The organism is Streptomyces sp. CA-278952, assembly GCF_028747205.1.
GTDB lineage: Bacteria > Actinomycetota > Actinomycetes > Streptomycetales > Streptomycetaceae > Streptomyces.
In genome coordinates this window covers 6,973,772-6,992,941 of the sequence record NZ_CP112880.1, presented here as the reverse complement: position 1 = coordinate 6,992,941, position 19,170 = coordinate 6,973,772, and the positions used below count along the sequence as shown (strand labels likewise).

Annotated in this window: 17 protein-coding genes and 1 riboswitch; of the genes, 4 read left to right on the top strand and 13 right to left on the bottom strand. The window is 71.5% G+C overall.

The features are described 5' to 3' along the window. Positions 1–81 precede the first annotated feature (81 nt). The 8 genes from N7925_RS31070 to ribD all read right to left on the bottom strand — a co-directional run bounded on the left by N7925_RS31070 (position 82) and on the right by ribD (position 6,011). Positions 82–552, bottom strand: coding sequence for a PH domain-containing protein (locus N7925_RS31070; RefSeq protein ID WP_265602789.1), 471 nt, complete (start codon positions 550–552; stop codon positions 82–84). Positions 553–590: 38 nt separating this feature from the next. Next, the gene (gene hisG / locus N7925_RS31065; protein ID WP_265602788.1) at positions 591–1,439 is read right to left on the bottom strand and encodes an ATP phosphoribosyltransferase; all 849 of its coding nucleotides are present in this window, start codon (positions 1,437–1,439) and stop codon (positions 591–593) included. A 91-nt stretch (positions 1,440–1,530) separates the two neighbouring features. Continuing rightward, positions 1,531–1,803 (bottom strand): phosphoribosyl-ATP diphosphatase, encoded by a 273-nt coding sequence (locus N7925_RS31060; RefSeq protein ID WP_265602787.1) that lies wholly within the window; start codon positions 1,801–1,803, stop codon positions 1,531–1,533. Between the two features lie 35 nt (positions 1,804–1,838). Next, positions 1,839–2,324 (bottom strand): 6,7-dimethyl-8-ribityllumazine synthase, encoded by a 486-nt coding sequence (gene ribH, locus N7925_RS31055; protein ID WP_265602786.1) that lies wholly within the window; start codon positions 2,322–2,324, stop codon positions 1,839–1,841. Positions 2,325–2,365: 41 nt separating this feature from the next. Then, positions 2,366–3,664, bottom strand: coding sequence for a bifunctional 3,4-dihydroxy-2-butanone-4-phosphate synthase/GTP cyclohydrolase II (locus N7925_RS31050; protein ID WP_274345817.1), 1,299 nt, complete (start codon positions 3,662–3,664; stop codon positions 2,366–2,368). Next, positions 3,661–4,305, bottom strand: coding sequence for a nicotinamide mononucleotide transporter family protein (locus N7925_RS31045; RefSeq protein WP_007453190.1), 645 nt, complete (start codon positions 4,303–4,305; stop codon positions 3,661–3,663). Before N7925_RS31045 ends, N7925_RS31050 begins: the two co-directional genes overlap by 4 nt. Beyond that, complete coding sequence (locus N7925_RS31040; protein WP_265602783.1) at positions 4,302–4,910, bottom strand: riboflavin synthase; 609 nt, start codon at positions 4,908–4,910, stop codon at positions 4,302–4,304. Before N7925_RS31040 ends, N7925_RS31045 begins: the two co-directional genes overlap by 4 nt. Continuing rightward, a complete protein-coding gene (ribD, locus tag N7925_RS31035; protein ID WP_274345816.1) occupies positions 4,911–6,011 on the bottom strand; it encodes a bifunctional diaminohydroxyphosphoribosylaminopyrimidine deaminase/5-amino-6-(5-phosphoribosylamino)uracil reductase RibD in 1,101 nt (366 codons plus the stop codon). A 174-nt stretch (positions 6,012–6,185) separates the two neighbouring features. Next, positions 6,186–6,316: riboswitch (FMN riboswitch) on the bottom strand. A 323-nt stretch (positions 6,317–6,639) separates the two neighbouring features. Here ribD and N7925_RS31030 point away from each other — a divergent pair. Next, the gene (locus tag N7925_RS31030; RefSeq protein WP_274345815.1) at positions 6,640–9,030 is read left to right on the top strand and encodes a chitinase C-terminal domain-containing protein; all 2,391 of its coding nucleotides are present in this window, start codon (positions 6,640–6,642) and stop codon (positions 9,028–9,030) included. 177 nt (positions 9,031–9,207) lie between these two features. Next, a complete protein-coding gene (locus tag N7925_RS31025) occupies positions 9,208–9,954 on the top strand; it encodes an SDR family oxidoreductase (RefSeq protein WP_274345814.1) in 747 nt (248 codons plus the stop codon). 45 nt (positions 9,955–9,999) lie between these two features. Here the strand turns inward: N7925_RS31025 and N7925_RS31020 are convergent, their stop codons facing one another. Next, positions 10,000–11,190, bottom strand: a complete 1,191-nt coding sequence (locus N7925_RS31020) for an ROK family transcriptional regulator (protein ID WP_274345813.1) — start codon at positions 11,188–11,190, stop codon at positions 10,000–10,002. Between the two features lie 161 nt (positions 11,191–11,351). Here N7925_RS31020 and N7925_RS31015 point away from each other — a divergent pair, with 161 nt between their 5' ends. Both N7925_RS31015 and N7925_RS31010 read left to right on the top strand, forming a co-directional pair. Beyond that, positions 11,352–12,581: an MFS transporter gene (locus N7925_RS31015; protein ID WP_274345812.1), complete on the top strand. Its 1,230-nt coding sequence runs from the start codon at positions 11,352–11,354 to the stop codon at positions 12,579–12,581. A 248-nt stretch (positions 12,582–12,829) separates the two neighbouring features. Continuing rightward, positions 12,830–14,281, top strand: a complete 1,452-nt coding sequence (locus tag N7925_RS31010) for a uracil-xanthine permease family protein (protein WP_274345811.1) — start codon at positions 12,830–12,832, stop codon at positions 14,279–14,281. A gap of 54 nt (positions 14,282–14,335) precedes the next feature. Here the strand turns inward: N7925_RS31010 and N7925_RS31005 are convergent, their stop codons facing one another. The 4 genes from N7925_RS31005 to N7925_RS30990 form a co-directional block, all read right to left on the bottom strand. Then, positions 14,336–16,030, bottom strand: coding sequence for a flavin monoamine oxidase family protein (locus N7925_RS31005; RefSeq protein ID WP_265602777.1), 1,695 nt, complete (start codon positions 16,028–16,030; stop codon positions 14,336–14,338). A 48-nt stretch (positions 16,031–16,078) separates the two neighbouring features. Next, positions 16,079–16,876 carry a carbon-nitrogen hydrolase family protein gene (locus N7925_RS31000; protein WP_274345810.1) on the bottom strand — a complete coding sequence of 266 codons (798 nt, stop codon included), beginning with the start codon at positions 16,874–16,876 and terminating at the stop codon, positions 16,079–16,081. Between the two features lie 210 nt (positions 16,877–17,086). After that, positions 17,087–17,545 (bottom strand): Lrp/AsnC family transcriptional regulator, encoded by a 459-nt coding sequence (locus tag N7925_RS30995; RefSeq protein WP_215107142.1) that lies wholly within the window; start codon positions 17,543–17,545, stop codon positions 17,087–17,089. 140 nt (positions 17,546–17,685) lie between these two features. Further along, positions 17,686–19,143, bottom strand: coding sequence for an aldehyde dehydrogenase family protein (locus N7925_RS30990; protein WP_265602775.1), 1,458 nt, complete (start codon positions 19,141–19,143; stop codon positions 17,686–17,688). Positions 19,144–19,170 lie beyond the last annotated feature (27 nt).

Sequence of the window (19,170 nt, the reverse complement as noted above, 5' to 3'; positions counted from 1 at the left end):
CCGCCCACCAGAGTAGACAAGAAGGCCCCGCACCGGGCAGGGGCACAGAGGCTTTCGGGTGACCTCGGCCCGGGCAGGCTCTCAGCCGGCAGCCGGGGTGTCGTCGCTCCCGGAGCCGTGCGACTCGGCGAGGGAGCGCAGGGCGCGGGCGTCGCGGATGGCCTGCTGCTTGGCCAGGCCGGGCTGGATGCCGAGGGCGGGCAGGCTCGTTCCGTCGCTGAGGTCGAGGTAGACCCAGGGGTCGCCGGAGCGCAGGTTGACGCGGAGGATCTCCTCCCACGCCAGCCTGCGGGTCAACGTGAGGTTGACGACCGTGATCCCGGTCTCGTCGGCGGTGACCTTGGGCCTGCTGAGCAGGGCCAGGACGCCGAAGAAGAGCGCCGCGACGAAGACGAAGGTGATCCGCTCCCCCGGGTTCAGCCGCTCCAGCATCAGCGCGATGACGGTGATGACGAGGAACATCGCCAGGCCCGTGCTCAGCAGGACCACCCGGGTGAGGGTGGGCCGGAAGGTGACCGGCAGGGTGGGCTGTTCGGGCCTGGGCGCGGACATCGGATCTTCTCTCGGGGGGTGCGGGCGGGCCGTGGCCGTCAGAGGCGGCAGGCGTGGATGGCCGTGGTGAGGATGGCGCGGGCGCCGAGCTCGTACAGGTCGTCCATGATCCGCTGGGCTTCCTTGGCGGCGACCATGGAGCGGACGGCGACCCAGCCCTCGTGGTGCAGCGGGGAGATGGTCGGCGACTCCAGGCCCGGGGTGAGGGCGACGGCGCGCTCCAGGTGCTCGACGCGGCAGTCGTAGTCCATCATCACGTAGGACCGGGCGACCAGGACGCCCTGGAGGCGGCGGAGGAACTGCTGCACCTTGGGGTCGTCGGCGGGGGCGCCGTGGCGGCGGATGACGACGGCCTCGGAGGTCATGATCGGTTCGCCGATCACTTCGAGGCCGGCGTTGCGCAGGCTGGTGCCTGTCTCCACCACGTCGGCGATGATCTGGGCGACGCCCAGCTCGATGGCGGTCTCGACGGCGCCGTCGAGGTGGACGACGGAGGCGTTGACGCCCGCCTTGTCGAGGTGGGCGGCGACGATGCCCTCGTAGGAGGTGGCGATCGTCATGCCGTCGAAGTCCTGCGGGCCCGCCGCGGTGCCGGGCTTGGTGGCGTAGCGGAAGGTGGAGCGGGCGAAGCCGAGCTGGAGGATCTCCTCGGAGTCGGCCCCGGAGTCCAGCAGCAGGTCGCGACCGGTGATGCCGATGTCGAGCTTGCCGGAGCTGACGTAGATCGCGATGTCGCGGGGGCGGAGGTAGAAGAACTCGACCTCGTTCCCGGGGTCGACCAGGACCAGTTCCTTCGACTCCTTGCGCTGCTGGTAGCCGGCCTCATGGAGCATCGCCATCGCAGGTCCGGAGAGTGAACCCTTGTTGGGAACGGCGATGCGCAGCATGAGGTCGGCTTCCTTCGTGCGGAGGGAGTGTGCGGGCGGTTCGCGGTGGTGTCCGCCCGGGCCGGGCCCGGGGAACGGCGTGGCGATCGGCTCAGAGATGGGCGTAGACGTCGTCGAGCGAGATGCCGCGGGCGACCATCATCACCTGGACGTGGTACAGCAGCTGGGAGATCTCCTCGGCGGTGGCTTCCTTGCCCTCGTACTCGGCCGCCATCCAGACCTCGGCGGCCTCCTCGACGACCTTCTTGCCGATGGCATGCACGCCCTTGCTCACCAGTTCGGCGGTGCGGGAGGTCGCGGGGTCGCCTTCGGCGGCCTTGAGCTGGAGCTCGGCGAAGAGCTCTTCGAAGGTTTTGTCAGCCATGATGGTCCTCAGAATACGGGGTCGCGGGAGGGCACTCAGCGCCAGGGTTCGTTGACGGTGCGCAGCGTGGCCGCGGTGGCCACGGCGGCGGTGACCGCTTCGTGCCCCTTGTCCTCGTTGGAGCCTTCGAGGCCGGCCCGGTCCAGCGCCTGCTCCTCGGTGTCGCAGGTCAGTACGCCGAAGCCGACGGGAACACCGGTGTCGACGGTGACCTGGGTGAGGCCGAGGGTGACGCCCTGGGAGACGTACTCGAAGTGGGGGGTGCCGCCCCGGATGACCACGCCGAGGGCGACGATCGCGTCGTAGCCGCGTCCGGCGAGCACCTTGGCGACGACGGGCAGCTCGAAGCTGCCCGGGACGCGGAGGAGGGTCGGCTCGTCGATGCCCAGCTCGTGCAGGGCGCGCAGGGCGCCGTCGACGAGTCCGTCCATGACCTTCTCGTGCCACTGGGCCGCGATCACGGCCACGCGCAGGTCGCCGCAGTTGCGTACGGACAGTTCGGGTGCACCCTTGCCGCTCATGTCTCTCCTGTTGCTGGTTACGTGGTGTTCGGTGGTTCGCGTCACTGGTTGGCGCAGGTCGACGCGGGGGCGCCGTCCAGCCAGGGCAGGTCGTGGCCCATGCGGTCGCGCTTGGTGCGCAGGTAGCGGAGGTTGTGCTCGCCGGCCTGGACGGGCATGGGTTCCCGGCCGGTGACGGCGAGGCCGTGGCGGACGACGGCCGCGGTCTTGTCGGGGTTGTTGGTCATCAGCCGCAGGCTGCGCACGCCGAGGTCCGCGAGGATCTGGGCGCCCGCCGCGTAGTCGCGGGCGTCGGCGGGCAGGCCGAGCTCCAGGTTGGCGTCGAGGGTGTCCACGCCGCGCTCCTGGAGTTCGTACGCGCGCAGCTTGGAGAGCAGGCCGATGCCGCGTCCCTCGTGGCCGCGCAGGTAGACGACGACGCCCCGGCCCTGCTCGGTGATGCGGCGCATGGAGGCGTGCAGCTGGGGGCCGCAGTCGCAGCGCTGGGACTGGAAGATGTCGCCGGTCAGGCACTCGGAGTGGATCCGGACGAGGACGTCCTCGCCGTCGCCGATGTCGCCGTGGACCAGGGCGACGTGTTCGACGCCGTCGACGCTGGAGCGGTAGCCGTACGCGGTGAAGTCGCCGAACGCGGTGGGCAGCCGGGTCGCGGCCTCGCGGCGGACGGTCGGCTCGTTGCTGCGGCGGTAGGCGATCAGGTCCTCGATGGAGATGATCGTCAGGCCGTGCTTGCGGGCGAAGGGGATCAGCTCGGGCAGCCGGAGCATGACGCCGTCCTCGCCCGCGATCTCGACGATGGCCCCGGCGGGGCGGAGCCCGGCGAGCCGGGCGAGGTCGACGGCGGCCTCGGTGTGGCCGTTGCGGACGAGGACGCCGCCGGAGCGGGCGCGCAGCGGGAAGATGTGGCCGGGCCGGACGAAGTCGCCGGGGCCGGCGACGCCGCCCGCGAGCATGCGCAGGGTGGTGGCGCGGTCGGCGGCGGAGATGCCGGTGGTGACGCCGTGCGCGGCGGAGGCGTCGACGGAGACGGTGAAGGCGGTCCGCATCGACTCGGTGTTGTGCTCGACCATCTGCGGGAGGTCGAGGCGTTCCAGCTCGTCGCTCTCCATGGGCGCGCAGATCAGACCGCGGCACTCGCTCATCATGAAGGCGACGATCTCGGGGGTGGCCTTCTCGGCGGCGATGACGAGGTCGCCCTCGTTCTCGCGGTCCTCGTCGTCCACGACGACGACGGGCCGGCCGGCGGCGATGTCGCGGACGGCCTGCTCGACCGGGTCCAGGGAGAGGTTCTCGGGGGGCGGTTCGTGGTCGGGGTGCAGCCAGGTGGGCTGGGCAGTCATGCCGTGGCTCCTTCCAGAGCGGGTGTCCGCGTGCGCAGCCACCAGTCGCGCATCCCCCACAGGACGAGGGCGCCGTAGATGACGTAGACGAAGCCGGAGAAGGCGAATCCGTTGGCGAAGTTCAGCGGGACGCCGACGAGGTCGACGAGCAGCCAGGCGAACCAGAACTCGACCATGCCGCGGGCCTGGGCGTACATCGCGACGACGGTGCCGACGAAGATGTACGCGTCCGGCCAGGGGTCCCAGGACAGCGACGGGAAGGCGGTGAACAGGCCGCCGACGGCGAGGGTGCCGAGGGCGGCGGCGCCGATCAGCACGCCGCGCTCGCGCCAGGTGGCGAAGCGGACGGCTATGGAGCCGTCCTGGGCCTGCTGCTTGCCGCGGTTCCAGGACCACCAGCCCCACAGGGCGACGACGATGACGACCAGCTGCTTGCCCGCGCTGCCGGAGAGGTGCGCGGAGGCGAAGGCGACGAGCAGGATCACGCCGGAGAGGAGCTGGGCGGGCCAGGTCCAGATCGAGCGCCGCCAGCCGAGGGCCAGGGCGATCAGGCCGACGAGGTTGCCGATCATGTCCGACCACTTGATGTGCTGGCCGAAGACGGTGAAGGCCTCGGAGTTGAGCCAGTTCGCGGCGTTCATCGCGGGTCCTGTCCGGCCCGGTCGCCGAGCAGCCGCTCGACGTACTTGGCCAGCACGTCCACCTCCAGGTTGACCGGGTCGCCGGGCTGCTTGCGGCCGAGCGTGGTCAGGGCGAGGGTGGTGGGGATGAGGCTGATGGTGAAGTGGTCGGCCGCCGCGTCCACGACGGTGAGGCTGACGCCGTCGACGGTGATGGAGCCCTTCTCCACGACGTACCGGGTCAGCTCGGGCGGCAAGGAGACCTTGACGAGCTCCCAGTGCTCGGAGGGGGTGCGCTCGACGATGGTGCCGGTGCCGTCCACATGGCCCTGGACGATGTGCCCGCCGAGCCGGCCGCCGAGCGCCATCGGGCGCTCCAGGTTGACCCGGGAGCCGGTGGTGAGCGCGCCGAGGCTGGAGCGCTTCAGCGTCTCGGCCATCACGTCGGCGGTGAACTCGCCGTCGGCGGTCTCCACGACGGTGAGGCAGACGCCGTTCACCGCGATGGAGTCGCCGTGCCCCGCGCCCTCGGTGACGACGGGGCCGCGCAGCCGGAAGCGGGAGGCGTCCGCCAGCTGCTCGACGGCGGTGACCTCACCCAGTTCTTCGACAATTCCGGTGAACACTCAGTTTCCCTTCCGAGCAGGGGCGGGGACGGCGGTGATGCGCAGATCGGGGCCGATCGGCACGGTCTCGGTCACATCGAGGCGCAACGCCTCGGCGATCGTGGTGATTCCGGCGTCGGCGAGGGCGGCGGGGCCCGCGCCGAGGAGCACCGGGGCGAGGTAGCCGACGACCTTGTCGACCTTTCCCGCGGCGACGAACGCGCCGGCGAGGGTGGGGCCGCCTTCGAGGAGTACGGAGAGGACGCCGCGCTTGTGCAGGGCCCCGAGGAGGGCGTCGAGGTCGAGGCCGGGTCCGGCGGCGGCGCGGGGCACGCGCAGGACGGCGGCCTCGGGGAGGGGGCCGGCGGGGGCGTCGTCGGCGACGGCGACCAGGGTGGGCGCGGTGTCGTCCAGGACCCGGGCGCCGGGCTTCACGGCGGTGGCGTTCGTGTCGACGACGACCCGCAGCGGCTGGGTGACGCCGTCGATGCCGCGTACCGCGAGCTGGGGGTCGTCGGTGCGGGCGGTGCCGGAGCCGACGACCACGGCGTCGGCCTCGGCGCGCAGCCGGTGGACGTCGGCGCGGGCCTCGGGCGAGGTGATCCAGCGGCTGGTGGCGTCGGCGGCGGCGATCCGGCCGTCGAGGGTGGCGGCGTACTTCCACAGGACGTACGGCCGCCCGAGGCGCACCGAGGTCAGCCAGGCGGCGTTGCCCGCCTCGGCCTCCTCCGCGAGGAGGCCCTGTTCGGCCCGGACCCCGGCGTGGCGCAGGGCGTCGCCGCCGCCCGCGGCCCCCGGGTTCGGGTCGGCGACCGCGTACACGACGCGGCTGATCCCGGCGGCCAGGAGGGCTTGGGAGCAGGGGCCGGTGCGGCCGGTGTGGTCGCAGGGTTCGAGGGTGACGTAGGCGGTGGAGCCGCGGGCCCGCCCGCCGGCCGCGCGCAGGGCGTGGACCTCGGCGTGCGGCCCTCCGGCGCGCTGGTGGAAGCCTTCGCCGACGACGGCTCCGGCGGCGTCGGTGATCACACATCCGACGACCGGATTGGGGCTGGTGGAGCCGAGACCGCGCGCCGCGAGCGTGATCGCTCGGCGCATGGCGGTGATGTCGGCTGCGGTGTCCACCGGGTCCTCCTGCCTCTTCGGGCACGGACTCCGGGGCCTGTCGATGACGACAGATAGAGCGGACCACCAGCGGAAACGCCGAAAACCCGAGAACGGGAAACGCCAGGAACGCACGGCGTCACGGGAGACTCCCGGCCATGCGTCCGCCGACGGCGGCGTACCGATGACAACCCGCCGCGCACTGCCTCCCATCCGGACTTTCACCGTCGGTCCAGGAATCTCACCTGGTCAACCGGCCGCTGGCTGCGGACGGGTCGCGGACTATAACCGCCGGTTCGGAATTGCACCGACCCCGGAGTGCGCTGCTACTGGTACGGAACCAGTCTGCCACGGACGCCTCACGGCCATGCGGGTGAGCACTGTGGGCTGGGTCACAGGAAACGTGGCGCGAATCCGTTGGCGAGAAGCCGACAACGTAGTCATCGGCGAGCCACAGGGAAGCCACAGGGGACCCGTCGGGAAAGTTGACGCTTAAAGGTCCGGACCTATTGACGCACTGGTCTAGTCCTCTTAATCTCTGCGTCACCTCCGAGGTTCGGTCCGGCGGTGTGCGCACACCAGGACCCCGACACGACCCACCCCCTTTTGCCAGTTGTGTTCTGCCGACCTCCCCAGGAGGAACGACCACATGCTGTCCCCCACCCGAGCGAGAGCCACCCTGCTCGCCGCCGGCGCCGCCGTCGCCGGACTGCTGATGAGCTCACTCGCCGCAGGCCCCTCGGCCGCCGCCGACCAGACCTCCTGTCGCCCCGACGGGCTGTACCAGACCCCCGGCGTCGACGTCCCCTACTGCTCCGTCTACGACGCCGACGGCCGCGAGAAGATGGGCGCCGACCACAAGCGCCGCGTGATCGGCTACTTCACCAACTGGCGTACCGGCAAGGACGGCAAGGACGCCTATCTGGTCCCGGACATCCCGTGGGACAAGGTCACCCACCTCAACTACGCCTTCGCGCACGTCGACGGCTCCAACAAGCTCTCGGTCGGCCCCGACAGCGCCGACAACGCCTCCACCGGTATGACCTGGCCCGGTGTCGCAGGCGCGGAGATGGACCCGGCGCTCCCCTACAAGGGGCACTTCAACCTGCTGACGAAGTACAAGAAGCAGCACCCGAACGTGAAGACCCTGGTCTCCGTGGGCGGTTGGGCCGAGACCGGCGGATACTTCGGACCCGACGGCAAGCGCGTCGACTCGGGCGGCTTCTACTCGATGGCGACCAACGCCGACGGCTCGGTCAACCAGAACGGCATCAACACCTTCGCGGACTCGGCCGTCGACTTCATCAAGAAGTACGGCTTCAACGGCGTCGACATCGACTACGAGTACGCGACGACCATGAAGGACGCGGGCAACCCGCTGGACCACACGCTGTCCAACGGCCGCCGCGCCGGGCTGGTCAAAGGCTACGACGCCCTGATGAAGACGCTGCGCGAGAAGCTCGACCGCGCGGGCGCCGCCGACGGCAAGCACTACCTGCTGACCGTCGCCGCCCCCTCCTCCGGCTACCTGCTGCGGGGCATGGAGACGTACCAGATGCAGAAGTACCTGGACTACGTCAACATCATGTCCTACGACCTGCACGGCGCCTGGAACGAGTACGTCGGCCCGAACGCCTCCCTGTTCGACGACGGCAAGGACGCCGAACTGGCGCAGGCGAGCGTGTACTCCACCTCGCAGTACGGCGGCACCGGCTACCTCAACACCGACTGGGCCTACCACTACTTCCGCGGCTCGATGCCGGCCGGCCGGATCAACATCGGCCTGCCGTACTACACCCGCGGCTTCAAGAACGTGCAGGGCGGCACCGACGGCCTGTGGGGCAAGGCGGCCACGACCGACTGCCCGGCGGGCGCGGGGCTGACCAAGTGCGGTGACGGCGCGGTCGGGATCGACAACCTCTGGCACGACAAGGACACCAACGGCAAGGAATCGCCTGCCGGTTCGAACCCGATGTGGCACGCGAAGAACCTGGAGAAGGGCATCGTCGGCGACTACGTCACCGACTACGGTTTCCCCGCGAACACCCAGCTGACCGGCACGTACGTCCGCAAGTACGACTCCACGCTGGTCGCGCCGTGGCTGTGGAACGCCCAGAAGAAGGTGTTCCTCTCCACCGAGGACGAGCAGTCGGTGAAGGCCAAGGCCGACTACGTCGTGGACAAGGGCATCGGCGGCACGATGATCTGGGAGCTGGCGGGCGACTACCGGTGGAACGCGGCCAAGGGCCAGTACGAGACCGGCTCGACGCTGACCACCGCGATGTACGACGCGTTCAAGTCGGCGACCCCGTACGGCGCGAAGCGCTCCACGATCGACCTGCCCACCCAGGCCGTGAACATCGACGTCTCCTTCGGGCAGTTCCCGCTGGGCGACTCCAACTACCCGATCAGCCCCAAGCTGAAGATCACCAACCGGACCAAGGCCACACTGCCCGGCGGTACGGAGTTCCAGTTCGACTACTCCACCTCCGCCCCGGCCAACGCCAAGGACCAGTCCGGCTTCGGCACGACGATCATCCGCAGCGACCACACGGCGGCCAACAACATCGGCGGCCTCAAGGGCGACTACAACCGCGTCTCGCTGAAGCTCCCGGCCTGGCAGACGCTGGCCCCCGGCGCCTCGGTGGAGCTGGACTTCGTCTACTACCTGCCGACCTCCACACCGTCGAACTGGACCGTGACCTTCGGCGGGAAGTCCTACTCCCTCGCCGGTGACCTGGCCCGGGGCACCACCGTGGTCGAGCCCGGCACCGGGACCGACCCCACGCCCACCCCCACGCCCACCCCGACGCCGACGCCGGACCCGACCGGCCCGACGCCGACCCCGACGCCGACCCCGACTCCGACGCAGCCGGGCGGCACCTGCTCGGCCCCGGCCTGGAACGCGGCCACCGAGTACGGCGGCGGCTCCACCGTCAGCCACGGCGGCCACCAGTGGAAGGCCTCGTGGTGGACGAAGGGCGAGACGCCCGGATCCACCGGCCAGTGGGGCGCCTGGAAGGACCTCGGCGCCTGCTGATCCCCTCTCCGACCACCCGGTGGTGAGCGGCTGCACCCCTCCGTTCACCACCGGGCGGACCGGCCCTGTCGTCCCCGGCCCCGGCGCCCACCGCCGGGGCCGGGGGCATTGCCGGGGGCGCTGACAGGCGCCGGGCGCTTTCCGGCGGGCCCGACCCCGTTCTGGCAGGCTGGCACCATGACGACGATTCTGGTCACCGGCGCCACCGGAACCCTCGGCCGGCAGGTCGCGGAGCGGCTGCGCACCGCGGGGGCCGACGTCCGCGGGCTCAGCCGCCGCTCCCCCTCGTACGCCGTCGATCTGCGCGACGGCAAGGGTCTGGACGCGGCGGTCGAGGGGGCGGACGTGATCGTCCACTGCGCCACGACCCCGCGCGGCGGCGACGACCGGGCGGCGGGGTTCCTCCTCGACGCGGCGGAGCGGGCCGGGACGCCGCATCTGCTCTACATCTCGATCGTGGGCGTGGGCCGGCTGCCGCTGGGCTACTACACGGTCAAGCGCCGGGTGGAGCGGATGATCGAGGACTCCGGGCTCGGCTCGACGATCCTGCGGACCACGCAGTTCCACGACCTGGTCCTGCGTGTCCTGTCCGGCGCGGCCAAGCTGCCCGTGCTGCCGGTGCCCTCCGGTGTCCGGGTCCAGCCGGTCGACAGCGGCGAGGTCGCCGGCCGGCTGGCGGCCCTGGCGCTGGGCGGACCGGCGGGCCGGGTGCCCGACCTGGGCGGCCCCGAGGTCCGCGGGCTCACGGACCTGGCCGGGACGTTCCTGCGGACCACCGGACGCAAGCGGCGGGTGGCACCGGTCCGGCTGGCCGGCAAGGCGTACGCGGGCAACCGGCGCGGCGACCACCTGGCACCCGGGCACGCCACGGGGACCGTGACGTTCGAGGAGTTCCTCGACCGCCGCCACCGCCACCCGGCCTGAGCCGGACCGGCCCGCCACCGCCTACGCTGAGCTGTGGGCCGCCGGTCAGCCCTCCGGCGCGAACAGCGCGTCCTGCGCCGCGTCCCGGGCGGTGATCAGCGCACCGCGCAGCACGGCCCCGTCGCCCAGCGAACCGGCCCGGACCTCGGTCCGCAGGGGTGACATCGCGGCCAGCCGCTCCTCGACCCGGGCGGCGAGCGCGGGGCCGCCCGCGTGGCCCACGGTCCCCGCGAGCAGGACGCAGCCGGGGTCGAGCACCGAGACGACGGCGGCGGCGCCGAGGGCGAGGCGGTCCGCCAGCTCCTTCAGGAAGGGCTCACCCGCCTCCCCCGTTCCCAGGGCGGTCCGCACCGCGTCCACGGCCGCCGCCTCCTCCCGGCCGTCGGTCACCGCGCCGGGGCCCAGGAGGCCGTGCGTGACGGCCAGTTCGCACAGGGCGGCGGAGCCGGCCAGGGAGTGGAAGCCGCCTTCGCAGTTGACCGCCGAGGGCAGCCCGCTCACGCCGGGGACGGGGAGGAAACCGATCTCGCCCGCGCCGCCGGACGCACCCTGACGCAGCTTGCCGTCCAGCATGACGGCGGCCCCGATCCCCTGGCCGAGCCAGAGCAGCACAAAGGTCTCCCGGTCGTGGGCGGCGCCCGCCCGGTGTTCCGCGACGGCCGCGAGGTTGGTCTCGTTCTCCACCAGGACGGCGGCGGGAAGCCGCCGCTGGAGCTCCCGGACCAGGCCCCGGTGCCAGGCGGGCAGGCCGGTGCTGTCGCGCAGTTCGCCGGTGCCGGGGTCGATCAGCCCCGGCGCTCCGACCCCGACGCTGTGCAGCGGGACGGACCCGGCCGCGCGGGCCGTGCGCTCCAGAAGGGCGGCGGCCCGCTCGACGGCCGGTTCGGTGCCGGTGTCGCTGCCGATGGGCAGGGAGCCCTCGGCGAGCGTGGCTCCCAACAGGTCGGTGACGACCACGCTGACGCTTCCGAGCCGTACGTCGAGCGCCGCGAGATGGGCCCGGTCGGCGACGATCCCGTACAGCCGGGCGTTGGGTCCGCGGCGGACGGCCCCGGACTCGCCCACGACCCGGATCAGCCCGGCGCCCTGAAGCCGTTCGACGAGGTCGGCGACGGTCGGACGGGAGAGGCCGGTCAACGTCTTGAGCTGGGTGGCCGTCAGCGGGCCGTCCTCCTGGAGCAGCCGCAGGGCGAGGCGGTCGTTGATGGCCCGAGCCGTGCTCGGTGATGCGGGCATACCGGGATCCTTCCAGATCGCCGCCCCGCCGCTTCCGGGGCCGGGCCGCACAGTAACGACTATTTATCAGGCAGGGTTCCTGATAGTTTACGGCCCGCATCGTCGCACGGGGCGCCGGGACGGCCGGCATCCGAGAATTCCCAGGGGAGGGACACGACGGCATGAGAGACGACCCGACCGTCACGGTCTACAGCACGGAGCAGGTGAAGCGGGCGCGGATCGCCATCGCCGCGGTCTTCGCCGTCCACGGGGCGGTGACCGGCAGTTTCGCGACCCGGGTGCCGTGGATCCAGGACCACGCCGGAGTGAGCGCGGGCCAGCTCGGCCTGGCGCTGGCCTTCCCGGCGATCGGCGCGTCGATCGCGATGCCGCTCGCCGGCCGGATCAGCCACCGGTTCGGTGCGCGGACCGCCCTGCGGGGGCTGCTGGCGCTGTGGACGCTGGCGCTGATCCTGCCCGCGCTCGCGCCGAGCCTGGTCACGCTGTGCGCGGCGCTGTTCGTCTACGGGGCGACGGCCGGGATGTCCGACGTGGCGATGAACGCCCTGGGCATCGAGGTGGAGAACCGTCTCGACAAGTCGATCATGTCGGGCCTGCACGGCATGTGGAGCGTGGGCGCGCTGATCGGTTCGGCGGCCGGCACCGTCGCCGCGCACACCGCGACCGACGCCCGGCTCCACCACACCATCGCCGCCCTGGCGCTCACGGCACTGGGGCTGATCGCCTGCCGGGGCGTCCTCGATCTCCAGAGCCGCCCGGACGAGGAGCCGCCGCCGCGTTTCACCCTGCCGCCGAAGTCGGCCCTGATCATCGGGGCGATCGGGTTCTGCGCGGTGTTCGCGGAGGGTGCGAGCCTGGACTGGTCGGCGGTCTACCTGCGGGACGTCCTGGACAGCTCGGACGGTCTCGCCGCGGCCTCCACCACCGCGTTCACCCTGACGATGGCGATAGCGCGGATCGCCGGGGACCGGATCGTCGACCGGTTCGGCGCGGTCCGCACGGTGCGCACAGGCGGACTGATGGCCACCGCGGGCGGGCTGCTGGTCGTGTTCTCGCCCTCCCCCGCGGCCGCGATGGGCGGCTTCGCACTGCTGGGGCTCGGCGTGGCGGTCGTGGTCCCGCTGGCCTTCGCCGCGGCCGGGCGCAGCGGGCCGAACCCGAGTCAGGCCATCGCGGGCGTCGCCACCATCACGTACACCTCCAGCCTGATCGCTCCCTCCGCGATCGGTTCGCTGGCCGAGGCCACCTCGCTGGTGGTGTCGTTCGGCGTGGTGACGGTGCTGGCCTTCGGCCTGGTGCTGGGCGCCGGGGTGCTGCGGTCGGCCGATCGCAAGGTCACCGGCTCGGCGGCCGGAAGCGGTACGACGACGAAGAGCGCGGCCGGGAGCTGACGGGACCGGACGGAACGCGGTACGGCGGCGCGCACGGGCGCGGGGGCGGCGCGGGACGCGGTACGGGTGCGGCGGGCGGCGGCGAGGTACGGCAGGCCGGGCAGCGGTACGGCGGCGCGCGGCGGGAGACCCTCGCGCGGCGCCGCCCGCCGCACCACTACCATGACGCTGATCTTTTCCGCAGGTGAACACGGAACAACCGGGTCGCAGACCGGCCGGCACACCGAGCAGACCTTCAGGGAGCAACCATGAGCCTCGGCGTGCGCTGGACCTTGCACGGCGACGGGAAGACACCGGCGCCCGGGGCGGTGGTGCGGCCCGACGAGCGGCTCTCCTGGCCCCGTACGTTCGGACTCGGCGCACAGCACGTGGTCGCGATGTTCGGGGCGTCGTTCGTCGCTCCGGTCCTGATGGGCCTCGACCCGAATCTCGCGATCATGATGTCCGGCGTCGCGACCGCGATCTTCCTGCTGGCGACCAAGGGCCGGGTGCCCAGCTATCTGGGCTGCTCGCTCTCCTTCGTCGGCGTCGCGGCCACGATCCGGGCGAGCGGCGGCGATGTCGCCACCATCACGGGCGCGGTGTTCGTGGTCGCGGTGGCCCTCTTCCTCGTGGGTCTCGCCGTGCAGCGGTTCGGCGCGCGGATCATCCACGCGGCGATGCCGCCGGTGGTGACGGGCGCGGTGGTGATGCTGATCGGCTTCAACCTCGCACCGGTGACCGCGTCGACCTACTGGCCGCAGGACCAGTGGACGGCGCTGGCGGTGATGCTGTTCACCGGACTCGCCGTGGTCTGCCTGCGCGGCTTCCTCTCCCGGATCGCGATCTTCCTCGGGCTGGTCTTCGGATACGTGCTGTCCTGGCTCCTCGACCTGGTGTTCGGCAAGATCCACTCGCCGGTGGGCGGTGGCGAGGCCACCGACCACTGGCGCCTGGACCTGTCCGCCGTCGGCCAGGCCGACTGGATCGGCTTGCCGTCCTTCCACGCACCGAGCTTCGAGTGGTCCGCGATCCTGGTGGCGCTGCCCGTGGTGATCGCGCTGGTCGCGGAGAACGCCGGGCATGTGAAGGCCGTGGGCGAGATGACCGGCGACTCGCTGGACGACAAGCTCGGCACCGCCATCGCGGCGGACGGCGCGGCGTCGATGCTCTCCACCGCCGTGGGCGGGCCGCCCAACACCACCTACTCCGAGAACATCGGCGTGATGGCCGCGACCCGCGTCTACTCCACCGCCGCGTACTGGGCGGCGGCCTGCTTCGCACTGCTCTTCGGCCTGTGCCCCAAGTTCGGCGCGGTCGTCGCGGCGATCCCGGGCGGGGTCCTCGGCGGGATCACCGTGATCCTTTACGGGATGATCGGCCTGCTCGGTGCGCAGATCTGGCTGAACGGCCGGGTGGACCTGCGTAATCCGCTCAACCTCGTCCCGGCGGCCGCGGGCATCATCATCGGCGTCGGCGGGGTGAGCCTGAAGATCACGGACAACTTCGAGCTGGGCGGCATCGCCCTCGGCACGATCGTCGTGATCACCGGCTACCACGTGCTGCGGGCCTTCGCCCCGGCCCATCTCAAGACGCAGGAACCGCTGCTGGACTCCGGCACTTCCGCGTACGACGAGAGCTCGGACGGCGACAGCTCGGACGGCGAGGGCGCTCACGACGGGAGTTCCGGCGTCCAGGGCGCGGGGCCTCGGAAGTCCTGATCCGGCGGGCGCTGCTCCGAGGCCACGACCGCCGAGTCCCTGCCCGGGTCCTGCTCAGTCCTCGGGGAGTTCCACCGGGGCGATCTCGTCGAAGACGTCGCCGGGTCCGGGGTTGGTCGCGTCGGTCGCCCCGCCGAACTGGTGCATGACGCCCCACACGGCGTTCAGCGCGGTCTGCACCGCGCCCTCGGCCCAGCCGGCCGTCCAGGAGATGTCGTCGCCCGCCAGGAACAGGCCCCGCTTGTCGGCGGGCAGCGCGTCCTGCATGAAGTGGGTGAACAGCCGCCGCTGGTAACGGTAGTGGCCGGGCAGGTTCGCTTTGAAGGCGCCCATGAACCAGGGCTCGTTCTCCCAGGAGACGGTGACCGGATTGCCGATGATGTGGCTCCGGACGTCGACGTTCGGGTAGATCTCGCCGAGCGACTTGAGCATGACCTCCATGCGCTCCTTCGGGGAGAGCGGCAGCCACTTCAGGCTGTCGTCGCACCATGTATAGGAGAGGCAGATGACGGCGGGCTTGTCGGGGCCGTCGTCCAGGAGGTACGTCCCCCGGGTCATCCGGTCGGTGAGCGTCATCGACATGGTGTCGCGGCCGGTGGTCGCGTCCTTGTCCAGCCAGAACGGCCGGTCGACCGGGACGAACAGCTTGGACGACTCCATGTAATGGGTGCGCTCCATCGCCGTCCAGTGGTCGATCGGGAAGAGCGCGTCGTCGCAGTCGATCTTGGAGAGCAGCAGCCAGGACTGGCCGGTGAAGACCGCGGCCCGGAAGGTGCGGATGTCGCCGGTGGCGTCGGTGACCGTGATGCGGTTGCCCGCGGTACGGGTCAGCCGGGTCACGGCGGGACGCGGCTCGCCCTCGTGCAGGGAGGCCAGCGAGGTGCCGAGCGGCCAGTGGACGATCTTCTGCGGCTCGCGGTCCCACAGGCGCAGCGGGAGCTGCTGGCTGCCGCCGACGATGCCGCGGTGGTGGTCGTCGGCCTCGGTGTAGACGACGCGCAAAATCTCCAGGATGGAGTTGGGGAAGTCGGTGTCCCAGCCGCCGGTGCCGAAGCCGACCTGGCCGAAGATCTCGCGGTGCCGGAAGGACTTGAACGCGTCGGAGTCGCAGAGGAAGCCGTAGAAGGTCTGGTTGTCGAGCCGCTCGACGAGCTGCGACCAGATCTCCCGGATGCGCGGTACGTCGCGCTCGCGCAGCGCCCGGTTCATGTCGGAGAAGTCGGCGCCCTCCTCCAGAGCGGCGCTCCACGCCTCGGCCACGTCGCGGTAGACCTGCGGCAGGTCGTCGATGGTCTCGGCGTAGTGCGACTCGCCCTTGAGGTCGACGACGGTCGAGGGTGTGGCCGGGGAGAGCGGGTTGGGGAAGGGCCGGGTCTCCAGGCCCACCAGGTCGATGTAGTGCTGGAGCGCCGTGGAGGAGGGCGGGAAGCGCATGGCGCCCATCTCGGCGGTGAGCGAGGGGTCGCAGCCGTCGAAGCCGACGGTGCGCAGCCGGCCGCCGATCCGGTCGGCCTCGTAGACGACGGGCTTGAGGCCCATCTTCATCAGCTCGTACGCGGCGATGATCCCGGAGAGCCCGCCGCCGATGACGGCGACCTCCTGGCCGTGCTCGGTCGCCGGTATCTGCCCGAGGCCCGCCGGGTGGGCGAGGAAGTCGTCGTAGGCGTACGGGAAGTCCGGCCCGAACATGGTGATCGGCGGGGCGGCCGCGTCGGTGTGCTGGACGGCGTTGGGCACCGTGGACGTCATGGGGTACGGACTCCTTGCGCGGTACGGAAGTTCAGGGAGGAGACGGGCTCAGGCGAGGGAGCCGTACAGGCCGGGGCGGCGGTCGTGCAGATACGGGTTGGCGGCGCGCGAGGCGGCCAGGAACTCCGGGTCCACCTCGCCGACGACGAGTTCCTCGCCGCGTCCGGCGCGGGCGCGCACGGTGCCGTCCGGGCCGGCCAGGCAGCTGAGCCCGACGAACTCGAACGCGCCTTCCGGGCCTGTGCGGTTGACGTACGCCACGTACATCTGGCTCTCGAAGGCCCGTACGGGGACGACGGATTCGGCGACGAACTGGAAGGGGTGCATCTGCGCGGTGGGCACCAGCAGCAGATCGGTGCCGGCGAGGGCGTGCGCCCGGACGTTCTCCGGGAACTCGACGTCGTAGCAGATCAGCAGGCCGATGCGGATGCCGTCGAGGTCGGCCTGGACGACCGGCTGGTCGCCGGGGGTGAACCACTCCTGCTCGAAGCAGCCGAACAGGTGGGTCTTGCGGTAGTTCGCGAGGCGCCCGCCGTCGGGGCCGATGAGCTGGGACGCGTTGAAGATCCGCTCCCCGTCGCGCTCCGGGTAGCCGTAGAGGACCGCGAGGCCGTGGCGTACGGCGATCTCGGCGACTGCCTCGGCGCCGGGGCCGTCGGCGGGTTCGGCCAGCTCGGGGACCGCGTCGCCGATGGCGTATCCGGTGAGGAACAGCTCGGGCGTAACCAGCAGCCGGGCCCCCGCACCGGCGGCCCGCGCGGCGGCCTCGTCCAGCGCCTTCAGGTTCTCGGCGACGACGCCCGGGCGTCCGGAACTCTGGAGCAGGGCGGTGCGCAACGACGGCATGGCTGACCTCGGGCGGTGCGGGCGGGGTGGGGAGACGTAACGAAGGTACGTGGCCCGGATCGGCCCGGACAAGGCGCGAGTGTTGCGCACCAACCGTCGATTCGTTGCGCGGGAAGGGCGAGGCGCGACGAATCGTTGCGTGAGGTGTCATCGCAGGTCAGCGGGGTGATGTGCGCCACTGCCGGGAGGAGGACCCCAGGCGGCGGGTCCTTAAGCGGGCGGGCCCTCCGCCGCGTACCGCCGCAGCAGCGGCGAGAGCACCAGGACGGATTTGGTGCGTTCGACGTACGGCTCCCCCGCGATCCGCTCCAGGACCTGTTCGAAGTGGCGCATGTCGGCGGCGAAGACCTGCACCACCGCGTCCGCCTCGCCGGTCACCGTCGAGGCCGAGGCGATCTCCGGATAGCGGGCGAGGCCCTGCTTGATGGCGTCCGGGGAGGTGTTGCGGCTGCAGTAGATCTCGATGAAACCCTCGGTCTCCCAGCCGAGCGCCGCCGGGTCGACCCGCACGGTGAAGCCGGTGATCGCCCCCTCGGCCCGCAGCCGGTCGACGCGGCGTTTCACGGCGGGGGCGGAGAGGCCGACGATCGCGCCGATGTCGGCGTAGGAGCGCCGGGCGTCTTCGGCGAGGGCGTGGACGATGCGTTCGTCGAGGTCGTTCAGGCGCACGTCGGGCGGTTCACTTCTCTGCGATGGGTCGGCTTGCGGGAGGCGGAGCGTGCCGCCTCCCGCAGTAGACCATGCGCCGCCGTCCCGGGCGTGCCCGGCGTGATGGGGTCCCGGCCGGCCGGGACCGGGCGGGAGGGCTTTCAGAAGGGGAACTGCGAGCGGCCGTGCTGGATGGAGATCCACTTCTGGGTGGTGAAGGCCTCGACCATCGAGTCGCCGTTCAGCCGGCCGAGGCCGGAGCTCTTCTCGCCGCCGAAGGGGACGATCGGCTCGTCGTGGACGGTGCCGTCGTTGATGTGGATCATGCCGGTGTGGATGCGCTGGCCGATCCGCACCCCGCGCTCGATGTTGCCGGTGTGGACGGCGCCGCTGAGGCCGTACGGGGTGTCGTTGGCGATGCGGACGGCCTCGTCCTCACCGTCGAAGGGCACCAGCAGGGCGACGGGGCCGAAGATCTCCTGGTGCAGGACGGGCGAGTCGGCGGCGAGACCGGTCAGCACGGAGGGGCTGACCAGGTTGCCGTCGGCGCGGCCGTGCAGCAGCGCCGTCGCCCCGGCCGCCACGGTCTGGTCGACGAGCTTGGAGATGGATTCGGCCTGCGAGGAGTTGATCAGCGGGCCGATCTGGGTGGCCGGGTCGGCGGGGTCGCCGACGGTGAGCGAGGCGACCTTGGCGACGAACTTCTCGGTGAACTCCGCCTCCACGGCGCGGTCGACCAGGATGCGGTTGGCGGCCATGCAGACCTGGCCCTGGTGGACGTACCGGCTGAAGACCGCCGCGTCGACGGCGTAGTCCACGTCCGCGTCGTCGAGCACGATCAGGGCGCTGTTGCCGCCGAGTTCGAGGACGGCGCGCTTGAGGTTCCGGGCGCAGACGGTGGCGACGTGGCGGCCGACCTTGTCCGAGCCGGTGAAGGAGATGACCTGCGGCACGGGGTGCTCCAGCAGGGTGTCGCCGATCTCCGCGATGTCGGTGATCACGACGTTCAGGAGCCCGGCGGGCAGCCCCGCGTCCTCGAAGATCCTGGCCAGCAGGGTGCCGCCGCAGATCGGGGTGTTCTGGTGCGGCTTGAGGACGACGGCGTTGCCGAGGGCCAGCGCGGGGGCGACGGACTTGAGGGAGAGCAGGAACGGGAAGTTGAACGGGCTGATCACGCCGACGACCCCGACGGGCACGCGGTAGACGCGGTTCTCCTTGCCGTCGGTCGGCGAGGGGAGGATCTGTCCGGCGGGGCGCAACGCCAGCTGGATGGCCTCGCGGAGGAACTCCTTGGCCAGGTGCAGTTCGAAGGCGGCCTTCAGCCGGGTGCCGCCGAGCTCGGCGACGATCGCGTCGCTGATCTCCGGCTCGCGCTCCTCGACGAGGTGCAGCGCCTTCTCCAGGACGGTCCGCCTGCTGTACGGGTTGGTGTCCGCCCACGCCTGCTGGGCGCGCTCGGCGGCCCGGTAGGCCTGGTCGACCTCGTCGGCGGTGGCGACGGGGATCGAGGCGAGCTTCTCCCCGTCGAACGGGTTGAAGTCGATGATGTCCCAGGACCCCTTCCCCGGCCTCCACTCGCCGTCGATGTACTGGTGGGCCAGGTCAGTGAAGAAGGACATGAGATCCCTTACCGCAGAGAGGCGGGC

Coding starts and splice junctions, on each gene's coding strand:
- N7925_RS31030 (WP_274345815.1), top strand. CDS start 6,640: ATGCTGTCCCCCACCCGAGCGAGAGCCACCCTGCTCGCCGCCGGCGCC.
- ribH (WP_265602786.1), bottom strand. CDS start 2,324: ATGAGCGGCAAGGGTGCACCCGAACTGTCCGTACGCAACTGCGGCGAC.
- N7925_RS31020 (WP_274345813.1), bottom strand. CDS start 11,190: ATGCCCGCATCACCGAGCACGGCTCGGGCCATCAACGACCGCCTCGCC.
- N7925_RS31060 (WP_265602787.1), bottom strand. CDS start 1,803: ATGGCTGACAAAACCTTCGAAGAGCTCTTCGCCGAGCTCCAGCTCAAG.
- N7925_RS31050 (WP_274345817.1), bottom strand. CDS start 3,664: ATGACTGCCCAGCCCACCTGGCTGCACCCCGACCACGAACCGCCCCCC.
- N7925_RS31010 (WP_274345811.1), top strand. CDS start 12,830: ATGAGCCTCGGCGTGCGCTGGACCTTGCACGGCGACGGGAAGACACCG.
- hisG (WP_265602788.1), bottom strand. CDS start 1,439: ATGCTGCGCATCGCCGTTCCCAACAAGGGTTCACTCTCCGGACCTGCG.
- N7925_RS30990 (WP_265602775.1), bottom strand. CDS start 19,143: ATGTCCTTCTTCACTGACCTGGCCCACCAGTACATCGACGGCGAGTGG.
- N7925_RS31005 (WP_265602777.1), bottom strand. CDS start 16,030: ATGACGTCCACGGTGCCCAACGCCGTCCAGCACACCGACGCGGCCGCC.
- N7925_RS31045 (WP_007453190.1), bottom strand. CDS start 4,305: ATGAACGCCGCGAACTGGCTCAACTCCGAGGCCTTCACCGTCTTCGGC.
- N7925_RS31070 (WP_265602789.1), bottom strand. CDS start 552: ATGTCCGCGCCCAGGCCCGAACAGCCCACCCTGCCGGTCACCTTCCGG.
- N7925_RS31000 (WP_274345810.1), bottom strand. CDS start 16,876: ATGCCGTCGTTGCGCACCGCCCTGCTCCAGAGTTCCGGACGCCCGGGC.
- N7925_RS31015 (WP_274345812.1), top strand. CDS start 11,352: ATGAGAGACGACCCGACCGTCACGGTCTACAGCACGGAGCAGGTGAAG.
- N7925_RS31025 (WP_274345814.1), top strand. CDS start 9,208: ATGACGACGATTCTGGTCACCGGCGCCACCGGAACCCTCGGCCGGCAG.